Genomic DNA, 20,103 nt, shown 5'->3' with positions numbered 1-20,103 from the left:
GCTCCCCGTTCAGTACGCGAGCGCGCGGTCGACGGCGTCGAGCACGCGGTCCAGGTCCGGCAGGAAGGCTTCCTCGACCCGGGACGGCGGGTACGGCGCGTGGTAGCCGCCGACCCGCAGGATCGGTGCCTCCAGGTGGTAGAAGCACCGCTCGGTCAGTCGGGCGGCCAGCTCGGCGCCCATGCCCAGGAAGACCGGCGCCTCGTGCACCACGATGCCGCGGCCGGTCCGCTTGACCGACTCCTCCAGGGCGGCGAAGTCCACCGGGGAGAGCGAGCGCAGGTCCACGACCTCCAGCCGGCGGCCGTCCTCCTCCGCCGCCGCGGCGGCCTCCAGACAGACCTTGACCATCGGGCCGTAGGCGATCAGCGTCGCGTCGGTACCGGGGCGGACGATCCGGGCGTCGTAGAGGCCCAGGTCGGCGGCGTCGCCGACCTCGCCCTTGTCCCAGTAGCGCCGCTTGGGCTCCAGGAAGATCACCGGGTCGTCCGACTCGATGGCCTGGCGCAGCATCCAGTGCGCGTCGTGCGCGTTCGAGGGCGAGACCACGCGCAGGCCGGCGGTGTGCGCGAAGTACGCCTCGTGCGACTCGCTGTGGTGCTCGACCGCGCCGATGCCGCCCGCGTACGGGATGCGGATGGTGACCGGCATCTTGATGTGCCCGAGCGCGCGGGCGTGCATCTTGGCCAGCTGGGAGACGATCTGGTCGAAGGCCGGGTAGACGAAGCCGTCGAACTGGATCTCCACCACCGGGCGGTAGCCGCGCAGCGCCAGGCCGATCGCCGTACCGACGATGCCGGACTCGGCGAGCGGGGAGTCGATCACCCGGCTGTCGCCGAAGTCCTTCTGCAGGCCGTCGGTGATCCGGAAGACGCCACCGAGCTTGCCGATGTCCTCGCCCATGAGGAGCGTCTTCGGGTCGTTCTCCAGCGACTTGCGCAGCGCCTCGTTGAGCGCCTTGGCGATGCTGAGCTGACCGGCCATCAGAGGTTCTCCCCCGCCTCGAAGGAGGCCGCGTACGCGACGTACTCGGCCCGTTCCTCATCGACCAGCGTGTGCGGCTCGGCGTAGACGTGGTCGAAGATCAGGGTCGGGTCGGGGTCCGGCATGCTCCGCACGCCCTCGCGCACCCGCAGGCCCAGCTGCTCGCTCTCGGCCTCGATCGAGGCGAAGAACTCCTCGTCCGCCAGGCCCTGCTGGTCCAGGTGGGCCTTGAGCCGGCTGATCGGGTCCTTGGCCTTCCAGGACTCGGTCTCCTCGGTGGGCCGGTAGCGGGTCGGGTCGTCGGAGGTGGTGTGCGCGCCCATCCGGTAGGTGAACGCCTCGATCAGCACCGGACCGTTGCCGGTGCGGGCGTGGTCGAGCGCCCAGCGGGTGACCGCCAGGCAGGCCAGCACGTCGTTGCCGTCGACCCGGACGCCGGGGAAGCCGAAGCCGGAGGCGCGGCGGTACAGCGGGATCTTGGTCTGGGTGGTGGTGGGCTCGGAGATCGCCCACTGGTTGTTCTGGCAGAAGAACACGACCGGGGAGTTGTAGACCGAGGCGAAGGTGAAGGCCTCGTTGACGTCACCCTGACTGGAGGCGCCGTCGCCGAAGTACGCGATCACCGCGTCGTCGGCACCGTCCTTGGTGATGCCCATCGCGTAACCGGTGGCGTGCAGGGTCTGCGCGCCGATCACGATGGTGTAGAGGTGGAAGTTCTTCTCGTTCGGGTCCCAGCCGCCGTGGTTCACGCCGCGGAACATGCCGAGCAGGTTCAGCGGGTCGACGTCGCGGCACCAGGCCACGCCGTGCTCGCGGTAGGTCGGGAAGGCGTAGTCGCCGGTGCGCATGGCGCGCCCGGAGCCGACCTGGGCCGCCTCCTGGCCGAGCAGCGAGGCCCACAGGCCCAGCTCGCCCTGCCGCTGCAGCGCGGTCGCCTCGGCGTCGAACCGGCGCACCAGCACCAGGTCGCGGTAGAGGGCGCGCAGCTCCTCCGGAGTGACGGTGAGCGGGTAGTCCGGGTGCTCGACGCGCTCGCCTTCCGGGGTGAGCAGCTGTACGAGCTCCGGCTGGGCGTCCGTACCCGTGGCGCGGAGGGTGTCAGGGACGCCGGGGGCTGCCTTCTTGCGGGCCCTCGCCGTGCTTTTGACGGTCACGTTCACTCCTCGGTCTGTCCGGCCGCCCGGGGTCGCCGGTGACCGGTCCGGTCACCGCCTCGCGGGGCGCGCGTGGGTGTGCGCACCGGCTGCAAGGCAGGTGGTGATCCTGTTCCGACGGCGTCCCTCACGAGAACGTTACCCAGCGGCAGCCCTTGGCGCGCTTGCGCTAGGACGTCCTAGTTGTTCAGGGCCTACAAAGGGTGCCGCGCGCGGCTCGCCGTCGAAAGGGTGGTGGGGGGTGACGGACGGGCGTGGCGCAGCTCTCATTTCGGTCGCCTTCAGGACACCTGCGCACGCTATCCGGGCGGAGGCCCGCGCGTAAGGGGGTTACGGGCATCGGTTTGGTCTGCTCTGGCCGGATAACGATCCCGATCAGCGGCGGGCGATAGGTCTTTCGTACGGTGTTATGGGAGGCTTTGTACGTGACTGATAACGGGCAAATCAGGGTATTCCTTCTCGACGACCACGAGGTGGTCCGGCGGGGCGTGCACGACCTGCTCTCGGTCGAGGGGGACATCGAGGTGGTCGGCGAGGCCGGCACCGCCGCCGAGGCGATCACCCGGATCCCGGCCGTCCACCCCGACGTGGCCGTGCTCGACGTCCGGCTCCCGGACGGCAACGGCGTCGAGGTCTGCCGGGAGATCCGCTCCCGGCTGCCGGAGATCAAGTGCCTGATGCTGACGTCGTTCTCGGACGACGAGGCGCTGTTCGACTCGATCATGGCCGGCGCCTCCGGCTACGTCCTGAAGGCGATCCGCGGCACCGACCTGATCACCGCCGTCCGGGACGTCGCGGCCGGCAAGTCCCTGCTCGACCCGGTCGCCACCAGCCGGGTGCTGGCCCGGCTGCGCAACGGCGGCGAGAAGGAGGACGAGCGGCTCTCCCAGCTCACCAAGCAGGAGCGGCGCATCCTCGACCTGATCGGCGAGGGCATGACGAACCGTCAGATCGGCAACGAGCTGCACCTCGCGGAGAAGACGGTGAAGAACTACGTCTCCAGCCTGCTCGCCAAGATGGGCATGGAGCGGCGCACCCAGGCCGCCGCCTTCGTGGCCCGGCACCAGGCCGACCAGCAGCACTGAGCAGGCCCTGGATCCTGTCGCATACATACAACTGACGAGTTGTCAAGGGACCTCGCCGCGGGGCCCTAACCTCAGGCTGTGACTTTCAGCCAGACCCTTGCCTGCGCCCCGGCCCGCCCCGACCTCTCCGCACCCCCCATAGGGACCCTCAGCCCGCCCGTCCCGCACGCCGCCCTGGCGGAGGTCATCCGCCGCTACCGGATCGGGCGGCTGCTCACCGCCGAACCCGTCGCCGAGGGCCTGCTGAACCGGGGCTACCGCGTCTCGACCGAGGCCGGCACCTACTTCCTGAAGTGCTACGTCGACGCCGCCACCGCCAACCGCACCGCGATCGCCGACCACCACCGCGCGATGGCCGAGCTGTTCACCCTCGGCCTGCCGGTCGCTCCGCCGCTGGGCTGCGCCGAGCGGTCCGGCACGGTGGCCGTGTCCGGCGGCCGGCTGTTCGCGCTCTTCCCCTGGGTGGACGGCCGGCACCGGCACGGCAGCGAACTCTCCCTGCCGCAGTGCGACGCGCTCGGCGCGCTGCTCGGCAGACTGCACGGCGCACTGGACGACGTCTGCGCCCCGCTCGCACAACCGGCCGGCTACCGCACCGGCGACCCGCTGGACAGCGCCGCCCTCGCCCACGACCTGCGGCTGCGCGCCCGCGGCCACCGCCCGCACGGCGCCCTGGACACCCTGGTCGAACAGCGCCTCGGCGAACGGCTGGAGCTGCTCGCCGAGCACGCCCACCGGCGCCCGGCCCCCCAGGCCGCCCCGCCCACCGGCTGGACGCACGGCGACTTCCACGGGCTGAACCTGCTGTACCGGGAAGGCCGGATCTCGGCCGTCCTGGACTGGGACAAGCTGGGGCCGCAGCCGCGCGCCGAGGAGGCCGTCCGGGCGGCCACCCTGCTCTTCCACGACCGGTCGACGGGCGTGCTGGACCTCGTCCGGGTCCGGCACTACTCCCAGGCCTACCGCGCCACCGGGGCCGCCACCGCCGAGCACCTGGCGGCGGCCGTGCACCGGGTCTGGTGGGAGCGGCTCAACGACTTCTGGATGCTCCAGTGGCGCTACCAGCGGGCCGACCACCGGGCCGACCCGCTGTACCCAGCCTCGGCGGGCCAGTTGGCGTGGTGGTGCCAGGAGTACGAGCAGGTCCTGGACGCCTTCGCCAACTGACCCGGGCGGTCAGGGCATCGCAGGGGGGCTGACGGGCGGCTGGGTCACCGGCGGCTTCGGGGTACTGGACCCCTGCGACTGCGTCGAGGTCGGCTGCGCGGACTGCGTGGCCCCGGTCGGCGCCCCGCTCGAAGTCGGCGTGCCGGTGGCCGACTGCGTGGGCGTCGCCGACTTGGTGCCGGAAGGCGTCATGGTCGGGCTCATCGTGTGCTTGCCGGACGGCACCGTCGCCGGGGGGCTCTGGTTGTTGTTGTTGTCCGTCGGCTGCTGCGGCTTCCGGCTGGTGGTCTGCTGGGTCGGCACCACGGTGGAGGCCGGGCCGGTGGCCGGCGCGGTGGTCTCCGTGGCCACGGTCGTCGGGACGGTCGCGCTGGGCGTCGTCTTCGGGCCGTTCCCGCCGTCGCCGCCGCTGAGCGCGAACGCGATGCCGACACCGGACGCGACCAGCACCGCCACGATGCCGGCCACCCAGCCCCACGGCCCGCGCCGCCGGCCGTGACCGTGACCGTGGCCGCCGTCGTCGCCACCGCCCGTACCGTCGCCGCCGTACGGCCCACCGGCCCCGGGGTACGGCGCGGACGGCGTGTGCGGGCCGCCGGGCACCTGGTACGGCAGCATCGCCGTCGGGTCGCCCGGGGCGCCGAGGCCGCCGCCGAGCACCGCCGTCTCGTCCGTGCCGATCATCGGGGTGGCGCCGCTGTGGCCCTGGCCGGCGGCCGCCAGCCCGGCGGCCGCGGCGCCCGCCCACGTCCCGCCCGCCCCGTGCATCTCGCGCAGCGCGTGCTGGAGGTGGGCGCGGAACTCGTCGGCGTCCTGGAAGCGGTCGTCCGGGTTCTTCGCCAGCGAGCGCAGCACCAGCGGGTCGAGCGCGGCCGGCACCCGCGGATTGGCCTGCGAGGGCGGCACCGGCATGTCCTGCACGTGCTGGTAGACCACCGACAGCGGGGTGTCGCCGGTGAACGGCGGTCGCAGCGTCAGCAGTTCGTAGAGCATGCAGCCGGCCGCGTACAGGTCGGAGCGGTGGTCGACCGGCTTGCCGAGGGCCTGCTCGGGCGAGAGGTACTGCGGGGTGCCCATGACCATGCCGGTCTGGGTCATGGTGCTGGCGGTGCCGGTCAGCGCGCGGGCGATGCCGAAGTCCATCACCTTGACCGCGCCGGTGGTGGTGATGATGACGTTGGCGGGCTTGATGTCGCGGTGGACGATGCCGTGCCGGTGGCTGTAGGCGAGCGCCTCCAGCACCCCGGCGATGATGATCAGCGCCTGGTCGACCGGCGGCGCCTCCTCGTCCACCAGCAGCTCGCGGACGGTCCGGCCCTCGACCAGCTCCATCACGATGTACGGCGTCGACTCGTCGCCGACGTACTCCTCGCCCGTGTCGTAGACCGAGACGATCGAGTGGTGGTTGAGCGCCGCGACGGCGTGCGCCTCGCGGGTGAACCGCAGTCGGGCGATCTCGTCCTGGGCGAGCTCGCCACGGAGCAGCTTGACGGCGACGGTCCGGCCGAGCCGGATGTCCTGGGCGGCGAGCACCTCGGCCATCCCGCCCCGGCCGAGCCGGTGGGTCAGCCGGTAGCGGCCGTCGCCGACCGTGCCGAGCGGGGCCGCGGTGCCGCGGCCGGGCGTCTGCGGGCCGCCGCCGAACGGCGGGAGCGCGGTGGTGGCGGCGCCGTCGCCGCCGACGTCGGGCGTCCCGGGGACGCCGCCGCCCGGACCTGCCGTCCGGGCCCCCTCGTCGTCCGGCTGCTGCGTCTGTGCCATCGCTCCTCGCCCCGGGCCTTCGCTCGGATCGCGGTGCCCTGTCGCTTCGTGTCCCCGAACGCTACCGCCTCCGGCCATACCCCGTAGCACGCCCGATCCGGGCGGAAAGCATCAGAGCAGGCCATTCCGGTCGGCCGGGGTGTCCACCTGCAGGACGACGGCGCTACGACCGCTTCCGTACGTGGACTTGCTCGTGCTGGTGTTCTTCTCGGCCTTGGTCACGACGATCGCGATGATGATGATCGCGAGCACGATCACGCCGACGATGATGCCGACGATCACCAGCGCGGTGGAGCAGCCGCCGCTGTTCGAGGCCGGGACGGGCTGGAACGGCGGCATCGGCTGCGGCGGCGGGGTGTGCGCCTGCTGCGGGAAGGGCGGCGGGGTCTGGAACGCCGGCGGCGGGCTCTGGAAGGCCGGCGGCGGCGTCTGGTACTGCGGCGGCTGGGTCTGGTACTGCGGGGCCTGGAAGGCCGGCGGCGGCGTCCGGTACTGCGGCGGCGGGGTCTGGTACTGCTGCGGACCGCCCTGCTGGAGGTACTGCGGGTGCGGCGTCTGCGGGGCCTGCGGGGCGGCGTGCGCCGACCGCGGGCCGTCGGTGATCACCAGCGGCGTGCTGGCCTGCAGCGGGTTCCCGCCGCCGCCGCCCTTCTCCACCGCGATCAGCCGCTCGGCCTCGTCGCGCATCGCGGCCGCGCTGGCGAACCGGTGCGCCGGGTCCTTGCGCAGCGCCTGGGCGACGAAGGCGTCCACCGACGGGCTGACCGCCCGGTTGATGGCGGACGGCGCGGAGGGCTCCTCCTGCACGTGCTTGTAGGCGATCGAGAACGCCGAGTCGCCGTCGAAGACCAGCTGGCCGGTGAGCATCTCGAAGAGCATCACGCCGACCGAGTAGAGGTCGGAGCGGGCGTCCACCGGCTTGCCGAGCGCCTGCTCGGGCGAGAGGTACTGCGGGGTGCCGACCACCATGCCGGTCTGGGTCATCGAGGTGACCCCGCTGTCCAGCGCGCGGGCGATGCCGAAGTCCATCACCTTGACGGTGCCCTTGCGGTCGAACATGACGTTGCCGGGCTTGATGTCACGGTGGACCAGGCCCTGGTCGTGCGAGGCCTCCAGCGCGTTGAGTACGCCGACGGTGATCCGCAGCGCCTCCTCGACCGGCATCGCGCCGTACTGCGCGACGGCCTCGTTGATCGCGTCCCGCAGGCCCTTGCCGTCGACCAGCTGCATCACGATGAACGGCGTGCTGGAGCCGTCCGCGGCGATGTCCTCGCCGCTGTCGTAGACGGTGACGATGTTGGTGTGCTCCAGCCGGGCCACCGACTGGGCCTCGCGGCGGAACCGCTCCTTGAAGGTGTCGTCGCGGCCCAGCTCGGCGTGCATGCTCTTCAGCGCGACCTGGCGGTCCAGCACGTTGTCGTAGGCGAGGTGCACGGAAGCCATGCCGCCCTCGCCGAGCACCCGCTGAAGCACGTACCTGCCGTTGCCCAGGGAGTGGCCCTCGACCGCGTTGCCGTGCTCGCTCATGGTCCCCTGCTCCCCCTCGGCGCGGCGGTGCGGCCGCAGCCGTGACGTTCGGTCTCGTCCGTGCGTGGTCCGGGCCCGCGTTCTCCGCCTGCCCGCCCCTGTCGCGGCGCTCGCCCGGCCTGCGACAGGCGCTCAGGGTATCGGCTCACGACGACACCGATCGGCCCAGGGCCGACACTGTGTCCGAGCCGCGACCCGCTGCCCGGTGGTGCGGCGTGCGGCGCCGCCCCCCGGTGCCGGATCGTGGCGGTACGTCCGAAACCCGGGATTTCCTGCAGTTCCGGTACGTCCCGCACGTCCCGCACGTCCCACGGTTCCGGGACGTCCGGCGGCCCGGTGCGCGCCGCGGAGCCCCGGCCGGGGCCGGCCGGGGCCCGGCACTGCTACAGGTACGGACCGGAGCGGATCCCACGGCCCTCGCCCGGGTCGTCGCCCTCCTGCTCACTGCCGTGCAGGCCGGGCGGCAGCGCCCGGCGCATCTGCTCCAGCTGCGCCCGCGCCGCCATCTGCTGGGCGAACAGGGCGGTCTGGATGCCGTGGAACAGTCCCTCCAGCCAGCCGACCAGCTGCGCCTGCGCGATCCGCAGCTCGGCCTCGGTGGGGATCGAGTCCTCGGTGAACGGCAGCGACAACCGCTCCAGCTCGGCGACCAGTTCGGGGGCCAGGCCGAGCTCCAGCTCCTTGATGGAGCTGGCGTGGATGTCCTTCAGTCGCGCGCGGCTGGCCTCGTCGAGGGGGGCCGCCCGGACCTCCTCCAACAACTGCTTGATCATGCTGCCGATCCGCATGACCTTGGCGGGCTGCTCCACCATCTCGGTCACCGGGAGTTCACGCGGCACATCGCCCTCGTCCCCGGAGGAAACCGCGAAACCCTGGCCGACCGGCAGCCCGTCCGGTCCGACGATCAGCACCTTCTGGCCGTCCTGCGACTGCCCGCCCATGGCCTGGTACAGCTCCTGCGGCGAGCGCTCGTTCATCGGATTCGTCATGAACCACATTCTCCCTCACTGGGGTTGGTCGGGCGGCAGCCCCCGGCAGCAGCACCGCCCACCGGTTCCGCCCGCCCCGGGCAGGACGCTACGCCGCCGCCCGGCGGCCCGGTATCCGTACGGATACTCAGTTCGCGTGCGGCGAGGGGTGCGCGGCGGGGGCGCACCCGAGGGGCTGCCGCGCGGTGCGGGCGGTGCGGGCAGCGGGGCTCAGCCCTTGCGCAGGCGCAGCCCGATCAGGCCCAGGCCGCAGCCGATCAGCCCCAGGCCGGCGCCCAGCGGCAGCTGGAGCGTGGAGGCGTCGCCCCAGCGGGCGGGGACGGCGGCGGCCCCCGCCGCGATCGCCTGCCCGGCGGGCTGCCCGGCGGCCAGCGTCGCGGTGTCCGGGGCTGCGGCGTCCTCGGCCGGCCCGGAGGCCTCCGGGTCGGCGGTGCCCGTCCCCGGGGTGCCCGGCGCGGGCCGGTCCGCCGTGGCCGGCTGCCCGGGGGCCTGCACGGCTCCGGCGGGGATCTCCGCAGGCAGCCCGCCGGGGGCGGCGTCGGCGCGCTCGGGTGCCGAGGCAGGCCGGTGCCGGTGCCCGACCGCCGCCCACGCGGCCCGGGATCCGCCGAGGGCCGGCCCGGGCCCGGGGCGTCCGGCCTGGTGCTGCGGCGGGGCGGCGGCCGGTCCGGAGACGGCGGGCGAGGGCTGGGCGGCCGGGTCCGGTGCGGCCTCCGCGGCCCCGGCACCCGCCGGGGGTGCGGGCGGGCCGGCCGGCTCCGGGGCGGACGGTTCCGAAGCGGTCAACTCCGGGGCGGTCGGCTCCTGGGCGGTCGGCTCCGAGACGGTCGGCTCCGGGGCGGACGGGGACGGGGCGGACGGGGACGGCGGGGCTTCGGGGGACGGTCCGGCGGAGGGCGGCGGATCGGACGCGGGCCCGGCTGCGGGCCCGGCTGCGGGCCCGGTGGTGGACGGTGCCGCGGTCACTGCCGTCCCCACCCCCGCGGACGGCGAGCCGGACCTGCCGGGCCCGGTGGCCGGGGAGGCCGCGGGGGCCTCGGCCGGTTCGGCCGGTTCGGCCGGTTCGGCCGGGTCCGCGGGGCCAGCGGGGTCCGCGGCTTCGGCGGGTTCAACCGGTTCGGCGGGTTCAGCCGGTTCGGCCGCACCGGACGGCCCCGCCGGCACCGGGGCGGCGGGCGCGGCCGGGGCGCCGGACAGGAAAGTCCCCGCCGTTCCGCCCGGCGAGCCGGCGGGATCGGCCGGGGCGGCCACGGCGACCGGCACCACGCCGAGCGGTCCGGCGAGCCCGAGCGCCGCCACCGTGAGCAGCAGCCGCAGCCGGACGCAGGCCCGGTGACGGGGACGGCTGCGGGAGGGCACGGCGGGCAGCGGCCCGAGGGACGTCTTCGAAGGTGCGGCCACGGTCGAGGTCCTTCCGACGGCCGACCGCGCACGGGCGGGGTCGGCGGCGGGACAGCTCCCGACCAGATTCACACAATCCGGCATTTCGGGCATTTCGAACGGCTGTGCACCAACCGCCCGGCCGTCCCCCGCGCTCCGCCACCCCGTCCCCTGCGCTCCGCCGCCCCCCGCCCGCGCCGCTCCCCCGCAGCCGGCTCAGGCCCGCAGCACGACCTTGCCGACCTGCTCGCCGGCCTCCAGCGCCCGGTGCCCGTCGGCCGCCCCGGACAGCGGCAGCACCCGGTCGATCACCGGCCGGACCACCCCGGACTCCACCAGCGGCCAGACGTGCTCGCGCACCGCCGCCACGATCGCGGCCTTCTCCGCCAGCGGCCGGCCGCGCAGATTGGTGGCGATCACCGCGCCGCGCTTGCGCAGCAGGGCGTTGAGGTCGAGCTCGCCCTTGACCCCGCCCTGCAGGCCGATGATCACCAGCCGCCCGTTGACCGCCAGCGCGTCCACGTTCCGCTGCAGGTACTTGGCGCCCATGATGTCCAGGATCACGTCCGCCCCGGCACCACCGGTGGCCTCCCGGAGCACCTCGACGAAGTCCTGCTCGCGGTAGTTGATCGCGATGTCCGCACCCAGCTCGGTGCACCGGGCCAGCTTCTCGGCGCTGCCCGCCGTCACCGCCACCCGGGCGCCGACCGCCTTGGCCAGCTGGATCGCCATCGTCCCGATGCCGCTGGCCCCGCCGTGCAGCAGGACGGTCTCGCCGGGCCGCAGGTGGGCGGTGAGGAAGACGTTGGACCACACCGTCGAGACCACCTCAGGCAGCGCGGCGGCCTGCTCCACGGTGAGGCCCTTCGGGACGGGCAGCAGCTGGCCCGACGGCACCGCGACCAGCTGCGCGTAGCCGCCGCCGGACAGCAGCGCGCAGACCTCGTCGCCGACCGCCCAGCCGGCCACCCCGGGCCCGAGGGCGACGATCCGGCCCGCGCACTCCAGACCGGGGTAGGGGGAGGTGCCGGGCAGCGGGTTGTAGAAGCCCTGCCGCTGGAGCAGGTCGGCCCGGTTGACCGCGGTGGCCGCCACCTCGACCAGGACCTCGCCGTCGCCGGGCACCGGATCCGGCACCTCCGCCCAGACCAGTGCCTCGGGCCCGCCGGGTTCAGGAATCGTCATCGCATGCATGCCCCGAAGCTACTGCGTGCCGGCCGCCCCGCGGGGACGAACCGCGCCGCCCGCGCGGGCTCCGGCCGGGTACCGGCCCCGCCCCCGCCGCTGCGCCGGCGCGGCGTCAGGCAGCCGCCTCCGGCACCACCTCGGCGCCGGGCAGCCCCGCCAGCACGTGGCCCGGCAGGATCAGCTTGCCCCGCCGGCGCCCGCTGCCCACCAGCACGTGCGGCGTGGCGGCCACCGCCGCGTCGATCAGCAGCGGCCAGCCGGCCGGCAGCCCGAGCGGGGTGATCCCGCCGTACTCCATGCCGGTCTCCGCCACCGCGGTGTCCATCGGCGCGAACGAGGCCTTGCGCGCGTCCAGGCGCTTGCGGACCGTCCGGTTGACGTCGACCCGGGTGTGCGCGAGCGCCAGGCAGGCGGCGAGCGTGGTCTCCCCACCGCGCTTGGCGGCGACCACCACGCAGTTCGCCGAGGCCTCCAGCGGCACCCCGTAGGTCTCGCAGAACACCGCGGTGTCGGCCTTCTCCGGGTCGGTGTCCACGTACAGCACGGAACGGGCGGCCTCCTGGTCGTCCCAGTTCTTGAGGGCGTCCGCGACCGGCCCGGCGAGCAGTTCGCCGACGTCCAGGGCCCGGGCGACCGACGCGAACGTGCCGAAGGGAAGCTGTGGTTGCTCAGTCATGACACGAACCCTAAATCCCGGTGCGGCGGGCCCGGACGACAACGACCCGGTACCGACACGCCCGGGAACCCGCCGCCCCGGGCTCCGCCGGCCCCGCCGCCACGTCATCCTTGGACACGTGACCAACGGTGAGCGGCCCTCCGGGGCGAACCAGACCGGCCTCCGGCACCGGCTGTCGGAGCGCCGCGGCGGCCGGAGCGCGGCCGACGTCGAGGCCGGCGACCGGATCATGCTTCCCGCCCAGCGGCAACGGGCGCCGCTGAGCCAGGTGTCCGGGCGGCTGCTGGTGGCGCTCGGTGTCCTGGTGGCCACCACCGTGATCGTCTGGCTCGACCGCGACGGCTACAACGACAACGCCGGCGGGGGCCTGAGCTTCCTCGACGCGGCGTACTACGCCACCGTGACGCTCTCCACCACCGGGTACGGCGACATCACCCCGTTCAGTGACGGCGCCCGGCTCACCAACATCTTCGTGATCACCCCGCTGCGTGTGCTCTTCCTGATCATCCTGGTCGGCACCACGCTCGAAGTGCTCACCGAACGCACCCGCCGGCAGTGGCGGATCGGACGCTGGAGGTCCGCAGTGAGGGAACACACCGTCGTGATCGGCTACGGCACCAAGGGCCGCAGCGCCGTCGACACCCTGATCGTGCAGGGCGTCCGCCGGGACGAGATCGTGGTCGTCGACCCGCAGCGCAAGGTGATCGAGCAGGCCACCCTGGACGGCCTGACCGGCGTGGTCGGTGACGCCACCCGCACCGAGACCCTGCTGCGGGCCGAACTCCCCCGGGCCGCCCGGGTGGTGGTCGCCCCCGAGCGCGACGACACCGCCGTGCTGATCACCCTGACCGCCCGCCAGCTCAACAAGGGCGCCACCGTGGTCGCCGCCGTGCGGGAGGACGAGAACGCCCCGCTGCTGCGCCAGAGCGGCGCCGACGTCGTGGTGACCAGCTCCAGTTCGGCGGGCCGGCTGCTCGGCATGTCGATGCTCAGCCCGCACGCCGGCGCGGTGATGGAGGACCTGCTCACCTACGGCACCGGCCTGGACGTGTACGAGCGCCCGGTCACCCGGGCCGAGGCCGGGCGCAGCCCGCGCGAGTGCGCCGACCTCGTGGTCGCCGTGGTCCGCGGCCGCCGGGTGCTCAACTACACCGACCCGGAGGCCGCCATCCTCCAGCTCACCGACCGGATCATCACCATCAGGCCGGCCGTCACGCCGGGCGGCTGAGGGCTCCGCCGCCCCGCACCGCACCGAGGGCGCCGGACCGCCCGCCGCGGCCGCGGCTCACGGGGCCTCCAGCAGCTCGACCGCGGCACCGGCCGCCACCCCGCCGGGCGGCACCACCGCGAGCGCCTCGGCGCGGGCCAAGCCCCGCAGCATCGCCGGGCCGTCGAAGGCCAGCGGGACGACACCGCGCGCCGTCCGGCGGACCGGCAGCAGCCGGGTGTCGGCGGGGTGGCCGGGCAGCCCGACGGCGGCGGGCGCGAGCGCCGGTTCACCGGCCGAGCGGCCGCCCCGGGCGTGCAGCAGTGGCAGCGCCAGCGTGACCGTCCCGGCCACCGCGGCCAGCGGATTGCCGGGCAGGCCGACCAGGTGGCGCCCGCCGGGGAGCTCGGCGAGCAGCATCGGGTGGCCCGGGCGGACGGCGACCCCGTCCACCAGCAGCCGGGCACCGACCTCGGCGAGCGCCCGGTGGAGGTAGTCCACCGGGCCGGCGGCCGTCCCGCCGGTGGTCACCACCACGTCGGCCGCGGAGTCCCGGACGGCGTCCCGGAGCAGGCCGAAGTCGTCCCGGACCGCCCGCACCCCGCTCACCTCGGCCCCGGCCGCGCGCAGCCAGGGCGGCAGCAGCGGCCCCAGTGCGTCCCGGACCAGGCCCGGCCGCGGCAGGCCGGATCCGAGCAGTTCGTCACCCAGTACCAACAGCTCGACCACCGGCCGGCGGCGGACGGCCAGCCGGTCGTGGCCGCAGGCCGCGGCCAGCCCCAGCACCGCCGGACCGACCCGGGTACCGGCGGCGAGCAGCGCCTCGCCCCGGCGGCACTCCTGGCCGCGCGGGCGGACGTCCTGGCCGGTGGTCAGCGAGCCCGGGGTGCGGTCGTGCAGCAGCGTCCCGGCCAGCCCGCCGTGCTCGCGGCGGAGCACCGCCGTCGCACCGGGCGGCAGCTGCGCCCCGGTGGCGATCTCCACGGCGGCGCCGTCGGCCAGCGGCTCCCCGGCCTCCCGGCCGGCCAGCAGCCGGCCGGCCACCCGCCAGGGGCCCGGCCCGGAGACCGCCCAGCCGTCCATCGCCGAGGTGTCGAAGGCGGGCAGGTCGGTGAGCGCGGTGAGCGGTTCGGCGAGCGTCCGGCCGAGCGTCCCGGCGAGGTCGAGGAGCTGCGGCGGCAGTGGGTGCAGCCCGGCCCGGCGGGCGGCCTCCCGGGCCTGCCCCCAGGTGAGCGCGGCCGGGCCGTCGGCCGGGGCGTACCCGAGCAAGGGCTCCTCCTCCACCGTGCTCACGGCTGCTCCGGCCGGTCCGCCGCCCAGCGTTCGGCCAGCTCGGCGGTGCGCCGGGACGCCTCGGCGACCGCCTCCGGGCCACCGCCCCGCTGCGCGGCCGCGTAGCCGATCAGGAAGGCGGTCAGCGGCGCGGCGGGCCTGGCCACCCCGTGCGCGACCACCCGGGCGAGGTCGAGCAGTCCACGGACGTCGACGTCCAGGTCGATCCCCAGCTCGGCCCCGACCTCGGCCACCCAGTCATCCAGCGTGCGCTCCATGCGCCCATGCTGCCTGATCACCGGTTTCCCCGGGGTGTTCGGCCGGTGAGCGCCGCGCGTCATTTCGCTCACTCGGCCCGCGCGGCGCCGTGCGCGGACGGCTGCCCGCCCGCGCGCTCGCGGGCGCGCTCCAGGTCCTCCCAGGTGTCGCAGTCGTACGTGACGTCGTCGGTGTCGGCCAGCCGCAGGGTGGGCAGGCCGCCGGTCAGGCGGCGCAGCGGGAGGCCGGCCGGGTCCCCGAGGGCGGCCAGCGCGCTGCGCAGCGGGTCGGTGCGGTAGGCGGCGGCGAGCGGCTGGTCCCGCCCGGCGGCGTCGACCAGGACGACGGCCGCGGTCTCCTGGCCCGCCCCGGCCAGGGCGGTGACGAGCCGGCGGACGGTGCGCCCGTCGAGGAACGGCAGGTCGGCGGCGAGCAGCAGGACGACGGGCGCGGTCACCCCGGCCAGGCCCGCGGCGACGGCCGCCACCGGCCCGCCGCCGGGCGGCTGCTCGCGGGTCAGGCGGACGCCGCTGCGGGCGGTCGGCCGGGCCGGGCCGACCACCACGGTGGTGCGGGCCCCCGCGCAGGCGGCGAGCACCCGGTCCAGCAGCGTCGTCCCGCCGACGGTCAGACCCGGCTTGTCCTGCCCGCCGAGCCGCCGGGCGGCCCCACCGGCGGGCACGATCACGTCGTACGGCGTCATGCCGCCAGTATCCGCCCCGGCCGGTTCAGTCCTCGTCGTCCACGATCTCCGCGTCGACGATCCCGTCCTCGTCGGCCGCGGGCGGCTGCCGGGCGGTGTTGGCGGCGGCGCTGAGCTCCAGGATGACCGGCAGGGTGAGCTCGCCGTACCGCTCGTTCATCGCGGTGGCCAGCGCCTCCGGGTCGCCCGGGTGCCGGGCCAGCATCCGGTCGAAGTCCTGGAGGTACTCCCCGGTGAAGGCGAGCACCCGGGCCGCCTCGTCGCCCTGGCCGGGCGCCCGGTGGCCGGCGATGACCCGCTCGGGGCCGAGTTCGGCGATCCGGCCGAGGTTGCGCGCCCACGCGGTGCGCTGCCCGGGGGTGGTGTCGGCGGTCCAGACGTGGGTGCCGTTGTAGACGAAGTCCCCCGCGATCACGGTGCGGATGCTGGGCACGTGCACCACGGTGGAGCCGTCGCAGTCCGCCTGGCCGAGCAGCAGCACCGGGATCACCTGGCGATCGACCATCAGCGGCTGGGGCAGCAGCGGGGCGGGCACCAGCGGGTGGTCGGGGATGTCGTCGCCGTACACCGGCTTCCACTGGGCGACCTTGGCGGCAGCCGTGCGCAGGATGCCGTCCACCACCGGCGGCGCGGCGAGCAGCTGCGCCTCCGGGAAGAGCTTCAGCACCTCCTCGGCGCCGAAGTAGTGGTCGGGGTGCTGGTGGGTGATGACGATGGCCAGCAGCCGGCGGCCCTTCCCGGCGACCCACTCCGCCAGCTCGCGGCCGGCGCTCCGGGTGAGCTGGGCGTCGACCAGGATCGCGGTGTGCTCGCCGAGGATCAGGGTGGAGGTGGCGAAGAACGCCGACTCGGGGCCGGTGAAGACCGCGACCTCCAGCGGCCGGGCCCCGGCGCTCCCGCGGCCGGTGCCGTCCACGGCGTCCGCACGCTCCGCGCCGGCGCTCTCCTCGGGCGGGGACGACGTCACGGGCTGCTCCCTCTGGTCGGCGGTCGGACTCCCTGCGCCCTACAGCATGGGAGTACGGGCCGGTGAATGCCGGGAAGGCGCGCCCGGCGGGCGCGCCTTCCCGGTGACGTCCGGGCCCGGTGACCGCCACGGCCGGCGGCGGGCTCCCGGCCCCGTGCTCAGACGGCGAGCGCCTTGGCCCTGCGCGCCGCGTCCTCCAGCGCGCGGGCCTTGGACTCCGCGGCCTGCTCGACGAAGTCGGCCATCGCCGGGACGGTCGCCGCCAGGGTGAACTCGGGGACGATGAAGTCGACCTCCAGCCCGAGCATCCCGGTCAGCACCTTCTCCAGGTAGGTGGTGACGAACTCGAACGGCTCGCGCGGGGCGCCGGGCGCGTACGAGCCGCCGCGCGCCGCGACCACGGTGACGGGCGTGCCGGCCGCCGAAGGGCTCTCCCCCGCCGTCCGGCCGACCAGGATCACCTGGTCCAGCCAGGCCTTGAGGCTGGACGGGATCGTGAAGTTGTACATCGGCGTGCCGATCACCACGGCGTCCGCCTGCTCCAGCTCCGCCATCAGCTCCTCGCGCAGCGCGAAGGCGGCGGCCTGCTCGGGGCTGCGCCCGCCGGCCGGGGCGAACCCGGCGGTGATGCCGTGGACGTCCAGGTGCGGCACCGGCCGGACGGCGAGGTCCCGGTGGATCACGGTGCCGTCCGGGTGCTGGGCCTGCCAGGCGGCGCGGAAGGCGGCCGAGACCTCCCGGGAGACGGAGCCGTCGGTGAAGGCGGACGAGTCGATGTGCAGCAGGGTGGGCATGGCGAACCTCCATCGGATAAGTAGCTGCTCTTTCCGCCGCAGCTGCAAGTACCGTAGCAGCTTACTTTTCTATAGTCACTAGGGATCGGCGGGGTACGCTGTACGCATGGCCCAGCACGAGGTAGTGACCGACGAGGCCCACACCGTTCCCGAGATGTGCGGAACACCGCAGGCCTGCACCGGCGCCGAGGTGGCACTCACCCGGGTGTTCACCCTGCTCGGCAAGCGCTGGACCGGCCTGATCGTCGCCGTGCTCACCAACAACGGCCCGGCCTACTTCTCCGAGCTGCGCCGCACCGTGCCGGGCATCAGCGAACGGATGCTCTCCGACCGCCTCACCGAGCTGGCCGATGCCGGTCTCGTCCTGCGCGAGGTGGACGAAGGCCCCCCGCTGCGGGTCAGCTACCGCCTCACCGAGGCCGGCGCCGCACTGCGCCCCGCCCTCACCGAGCTCGCGGTCTGGGCCGACCGGCACCTGCCGGCCAGCGCGCTCAGGCCGCCGGGCAGCTGCTGAGCCGCACCCCGACAGCCGAAAGCGCTCGGGCCCGCCTGTGGGTACAGGCGGGCCCGAGCGCTTCTACGTTTCTTCTGTCCCGGAGCTTCTTCTGTCCCGGAGCTTCTTCTGCCCGGGCGCTTCCGTCCGCCCCGGCCCTGCGGCCGGGCGATCAGGCCTTGCGACCGGTCAGCTTGGCGACCCGGTCGGCAACGCCCCAAGAGGTGACGCGCCAGAGCGCCTCGATCACGATGTGCCGGCTCATCTTCGACGCGCCCAGCTCGCGCTCGACGAAGGTGATCGGCACCTCGGCCACCTTGAATCCGGCCTTCACCGTCCGCCAGGCCAGGTCGACCTGGAAGCAGTACCCGGCCGAGGCGACCTCGTCCATGCCCAGGCCCAGCAGCGTCTCCTTGCGGAACGCGCGGTAGCCGCCGGTGACGTCCCGGATCGGCACGTTCAGCATCAGCCGCGAGTAGGTCGAACCACCGCGGGAGAGCAGCAGCCTGGACTTCGGCCAGTTCACCACCCGGCCGCCCGGCACCCAGCGCGAGCCGAGCACGAGGTCCGCGCCGCGCAGTGCGCCCAGCAGCCGGTCCAGCTCCTCGGGCTGGTGCGAGCCGTCCGCGTCCATCTCGACCAGGACGTCGTAGCCGTTGTCGATGCCCCAGCGGAAGCCGGCCAGGTAGGCGGCGCCCAGCCCCTCCTTGCCCCGGCGGTGCATCACGTGCACGTTCGGGTCCTCGGCGGCCAGCTTGTCGGCGAGCTCGCCGGTGCCGTCCGGGCTGTTGTCATCGGCGACCAGGACGTGGGCCTCGGGCACCGCGGCACGGACCCGGCCGACGATCCGCTCGACGTTCTCTGCCTCGTTGAACGTCGGGATGATCACCAGCACCCTGCCGAGATCAGCAAAACTCTGCTGGTTCACGGTCACGTACAAACCTCTCGGCCGGTGGCGGGAAGTGCCAGTCACCGTTGCCCGCACTCTGAACGCAGCCCCCGCCGGCGTCCCGCCGGCCTGGAAACCACTGTGGAAACCACTGCGTCCTGGCATCCTACTACCGCGTTCCCGGACCACCGGAACGCCTCCGCCGCTCCGGACCGGCACTTCCCCGCACCCCCGGCCGTTTCCCCGGCGGCGGCGCCGGTCGGCTAGGGTCGATGCCCGGCCCTGGCCCGGGTCGCCCGCACCCCGGGCCCGCCCCCGGCGAACCGGCGATCCGGCACACCAGCCACTGCAGCAGAGGAGCAGGACCGCGCGCATGGACAGGCTCGTCAACACTGTCCGCCCGTACGCCTGGGGGTCGGTCACCGCACTCCCCGAGCTGCTCGGGCAGGAACCCACCGGTGACCCGCAGGCCGAGCTGTGGATGGGTGCCCACCCCGGGGCCCCGTCCCGCACCGACCGGGGGGCCGGACCGCGCCCGCTGGACGAGCTGATCGCCGCCGATCCCGAGGGCGAGCTGGGTGCCGCCACCGTGGCTCGGTTCGGCCCCACCCTCCCGTTCCTGTTCAAGGTGCTGGCCGCCGGCATCCCGCTCTCCATCCAGGCCCACCCGACGCTCGAACAGGCCCGGGCCGGGTACGCCGCGGAGAACGCCCTGGGGATTGCGCCCGACGCCCCGCACCGCAGCTACCGCGATGCCAACCACAAGCCCGAACTCATCTGCGCACTGGACGAGTTCGACGGCCTCTGCGGCTTCCGCAGGCCCGCCGACGCGGCCGCCCTGATGGCCGCTCTCCGGGTGCCCGCACTCGACCCGCTGATCGCCCTGCTGCACGGCGAGGACGAGTCCGAGGCCCTGCGCAGCACCCTGGCCGCCGTCCTCACCATGGACGCGGCCGCCGTCGCCACGACCGTCCGGGACACCGCGGAGGCCGTCGACAAGGCGGCCGCCGGCGACCCGGACGGCCCGTACGCGCTGTACACCCGGATCACCCGCGAATTCCCCGGCGACCGCGGCCTGATCGCCGGGCTGCTGCTCAACGCCGTCCGGCTCCGGCCCGGCCAGGCGCTCTACCTGGGCGCCGGGGTGCCGCACGCCTATCTGCACGGCGTCTGCGTCGAGCTGCAGGCCAACTCCGACAACGTGCTGCGGGCCGGGCTCACCCCCAAGCACATCGACCTGCCCGAGCTGCTCAAGGTGGTCAGGTTCGCCCCGGGCGCACCGGAGCCGCTGGCCCCGACCCCCGTCGAGGGCACCCCCGGCGAGGAGCTCTACCCCGTCCCGATCGACGAGTTCCGGCTCTCCCGGTTCACCCTGGACGGCCGGGAGCGCGAGATCGACGGCCGTACCCCGCAGATCCTGTTCTGCACCGCGGGCACCGCCCGGCTCACCGCCGCCGACGGCACCACCCTGGACCTCGCCCGCGGCGAGTCCGTCTTCCTCCCCGCGACCGGCACCGGCACCCGGCTCGTTGGCACCGGGGCCACCGTCTTCCGCGCGACCGTCACCCTCTGACCGCCGCGCCCCCGGGGCATCCGGGCCCGCCTCCCT

General features: G+C 74.6%; 17 protein-coding genes and 1 pseudogene. 5 read left to right on the top strand and 13 right to left on the bottom strand.

What is annotated here, in order from left to right:
* Window positions 1-9 precede the first annotated feature (9 nt).
* Together OH807_RS21670 and pdhA are read right to left on the bottom strand one after the other, a co-directional pair.
* Window positions 10-984 (bottom strand): alpha-ketoacid dehydrogenase subunit beta, encoded by a 975-nt coding sequence (locus OH807_RS21670; RefSeq protein WP_406201389.1) that lies wholly within the window; start codon window positions 982-984, stop codon window positions 10-12.
* Entirely contained in the window at window positions 984-2,138 is a 1,155-nt protein-coding gene (pdhA, locus tag OH807_RS21665; protein WP_406201386.1) for a pyruvate dehydrogenase (acetyl-transferring) E1 component subunit alpha, read from the bottom strand. Before pdhA ends, OH807_RS21670 begins: the two co-directional genes overlap by 1 nt.
* 425 nt (window positions 2,139-2,563) lie before the next feature.
* On the opposite strand from pdhA, the gene OH807_RS21660 reads away from it, so the two are divergent.
* Together OH807_RS21660 and OH807_RS21655 are read left to right on the top strand one after the other, a co-directional pair.
* Complete coding sequence (locus OH807_RS21660) at window positions 2,564-3,223, top strand: response regulator (RefSeq protein WP_406201384.1); 660 nt, start codon at window positions 2,564-2,566, stop codon at window positions 3,221-3,223.
* Window positions 3,224-3,301: 78 nt separating this feature from the next.
* Window positions 3,302-4,390 carry a phosphotransferase gene (locus tag OH807_RS21655; RefSeq protein ID WP_406201381.1) on the top strand — a complete coding sequence of 363 codons (1,089 nt, stop codon included), beginning with the start codon at window positions 3,302-3,304 and terminating at the stop codon, window positions 4,388-4,390.
* A 9-nt stretch (window positions 4,391-4,399) separates the two neighbouring features.
* On the opposite strand, the gene OH807_RS21650 is transcribed toward OH807_RS21655, so the two are convergent.
* The 6 genes from OH807_RS21650 to OH807_RS21625 all read right to left on the bottom strand — a co-directional run bounded on the left by OH807_RS21650 (window position 4,400) and on the right by OH807_RS21625 (window position 11,911).
* Complete coding sequence (locus OH807_RS21650; protein ID WP_406201378.1) at window positions 4,400-6,151, bottom strand: protein kinase domain-containing protein; 1,752 nt, start codon at window positions 6,149-6,151, stop codon at window positions 4,400-4,402.
* 111 nt (window positions 6,152-6,262) lie between these two features.
* Window positions 6,263-7,678: a protein kinase domain-containing protein gene (locus tag OH807_RS21645; RefSeq protein ID WP_406201375.1), complete on the bottom strand. Its 1,416-nt coding sequence runs from the start codon at window positions 7,676-7,678 to the stop codon at window positions 6,263-6,265.
* A gap of 383 nt (window positions 7,679-8,061) precedes the next feature.
* Window positions 8,062-8,667, bottom strand: a complete 606-nt coding sequence (locus OH807_RS21640; RefSeq protein ID WP_406201373.1) for a bacterial proteasome activator family protein — start codon at window positions 8,665-8,667, stop codon at window positions 8,062-8,064.
* Window positions 8,668-8,877: 210 nt separating this feature from the next.
* The gene (locus OH807_RS21635) at window positions 8,878-10,068 is read right to left on the bottom strand and encodes a hypothetical protein (RefSeq protein WP_406201370.1); all 1,191 of its coding nucleotides are present in this window, start codon (window positions 10,066-10,068) and stop codon (window positions 8,878-8,880) included.
* 195 nt (window positions 10,069-10,263) lie between these two features.
* On the bottom strand, window positions 10,264-11,241 hold the full coding sequence (locus OH807_RS21630; RefSeq protein ID WP_406201367.1) for an NAD(P)H-quinone oxidoreductase: 978 nt from the start codon (window positions 11,239-11,241) through the stop codon (window positions 10,264-10,266).
* A 106-nt stretch (window positions 11,242-11,347) separates the two neighbouring features.
* The gene (locus OH807_RS21625; RefSeq protein ID WP_406201365.1) at window positions 11,348-11,911 is read right to left on the bottom strand and encodes a YbaK/EbsC family protein; all 564 of its coding nucleotides are present in this window, start codon (window positions 11,909-11,911) and stop codon (window positions 11,348-11,350) included.
* A 229-nt stretch (window positions 11,912-12,140) separates the two neighbouring features.
* Between OH807_RS21625 and OH807_RS21620 the strand changes: the two genes are divergently transcribed.
* Window positions 12,141-13,139, top strand: a complete 999-nt coding sequence (locus OH807_RS21620; RefSeq protein ID WP_406211107.1) for a potassium channel family protein — start codon at window positions 12,141-12,143, stop codon at window positions 13,137-13,139.
* Window positions 13,140-13,196: 57 nt separating this feature from the next.
* Here OH807_RS21620 and OH807_RS21615 read toward each other — a convergent pair whose 3' ends face one another.
* The 4 genes and pseudogenes from OH807_RS21615 to OH807_RS21600 form a co-directional block, all read right to left on the bottom strand.
* Window positions 13,197-14,402, bottom strand: a complete 1,206-nt coding sequence (locus OH807_RS21615) for a molybdopterin molybdotransferase MoeA (protein ID WP_406211105.1) — start codon at window positions 14,400-14,402, stop codon at window positions 13,197-13,199.
* Between the two features lie 5 nt (window positions 14,403-14,407).
* A pseudogene (locus OH807_RS21610) lies at window positions 14,408-15,351 on the bottom strand (NTP transferase domain-containing protein).
* A 25-nt stretch (window positions 15,352-15,376) separates the two neighbouring features.
* Complete coding sequence (locus OH807_RS21605; RefSeq protein ID WP_406201363.1) at window positions 15,377-16,318, bottom strand: MBL fold metallo-hydrolase; 942 nt, start codon at window positions 16,316-16,318, stop codon at window positions 15,377-15,379.
* A 158-nt stretch (window positions 16,319-16,476) separates the two neighbouring features.
* Window positions 16,477-17,112, bottom strand: a complete 636-nt coding sequence (locus OH807_RS21600) for an FMN-dependent NADH-azoreductase (protein WP_406201360.1) — start codon at window positions 17,110-17,112, stop codon at window positions 16,477-16,479.
* Between the two features lie 154 nt (window positions 17,113-17,266).
* On the opposite strand from OH807_RS21600, the gene OH807_RS21595 reads away from it, so the two are divergent.
* Window positions 17,267-17,626, top strand: coding sequence for a winged helix-turn-helix transcriptional regulator (locus tag OH807_RS21595; RefSeq protein WP_406211104.1), 360 nt, complete (start codon window positions 17,267-17,269; stop codon window positions 17,624-17,626).
* Between the two features lie 151 nt (window positions 17,627-17,777).
* On the opposite strand, the gene OH807_RS21590 is transcribed toward OH807_RS21595, so the two are convergent.
* The gene (locus OH807_RS21590; protein WP_406201357.1) at window positions 17,778-18,539 is read right to left on the bottom strand and encodes a polyprenol monophosphomannose synthase; all 762 of its coding nucleotides are present in this window, start codon (window positions 18,537-18,539) and stop codon (window positions 17,778-17,780) included.
* A gap of 328 nt (window positions 18,540-18,867) precedes the next feature.
* On the opposite strand from OH807_RS21590, the gene manA reads away from it, so the two are divergent.
* Complete coding sequence (gene manA, locus OH807_RS21585) at window positions 18,868-20,067, top strand: mannose-6-phosphate isomerase, class I (protein ID WP_406201355.1); 1,200 nt, start codon at window positions 18,868-18,870, stop codon at window positions 20,065-20,067.
* Window positions 20,068-20,103 lie beyond the last annotated feature (36 nt).

The sequence above is a fragment of the Kitasatospora sp. NBC_01560 genome (assembly GCF_045208415.1).
In the GTDB taxonomy this organism is placed as follows: domain Bacteria; phylum Actinomycetota; class Actinomycetes; order Streptomycetales; family Streptomycetaceae; genus Kitasatospora.
This window is presented reverse-complemented; position numbering and strand designations above follow the sequence as displayed.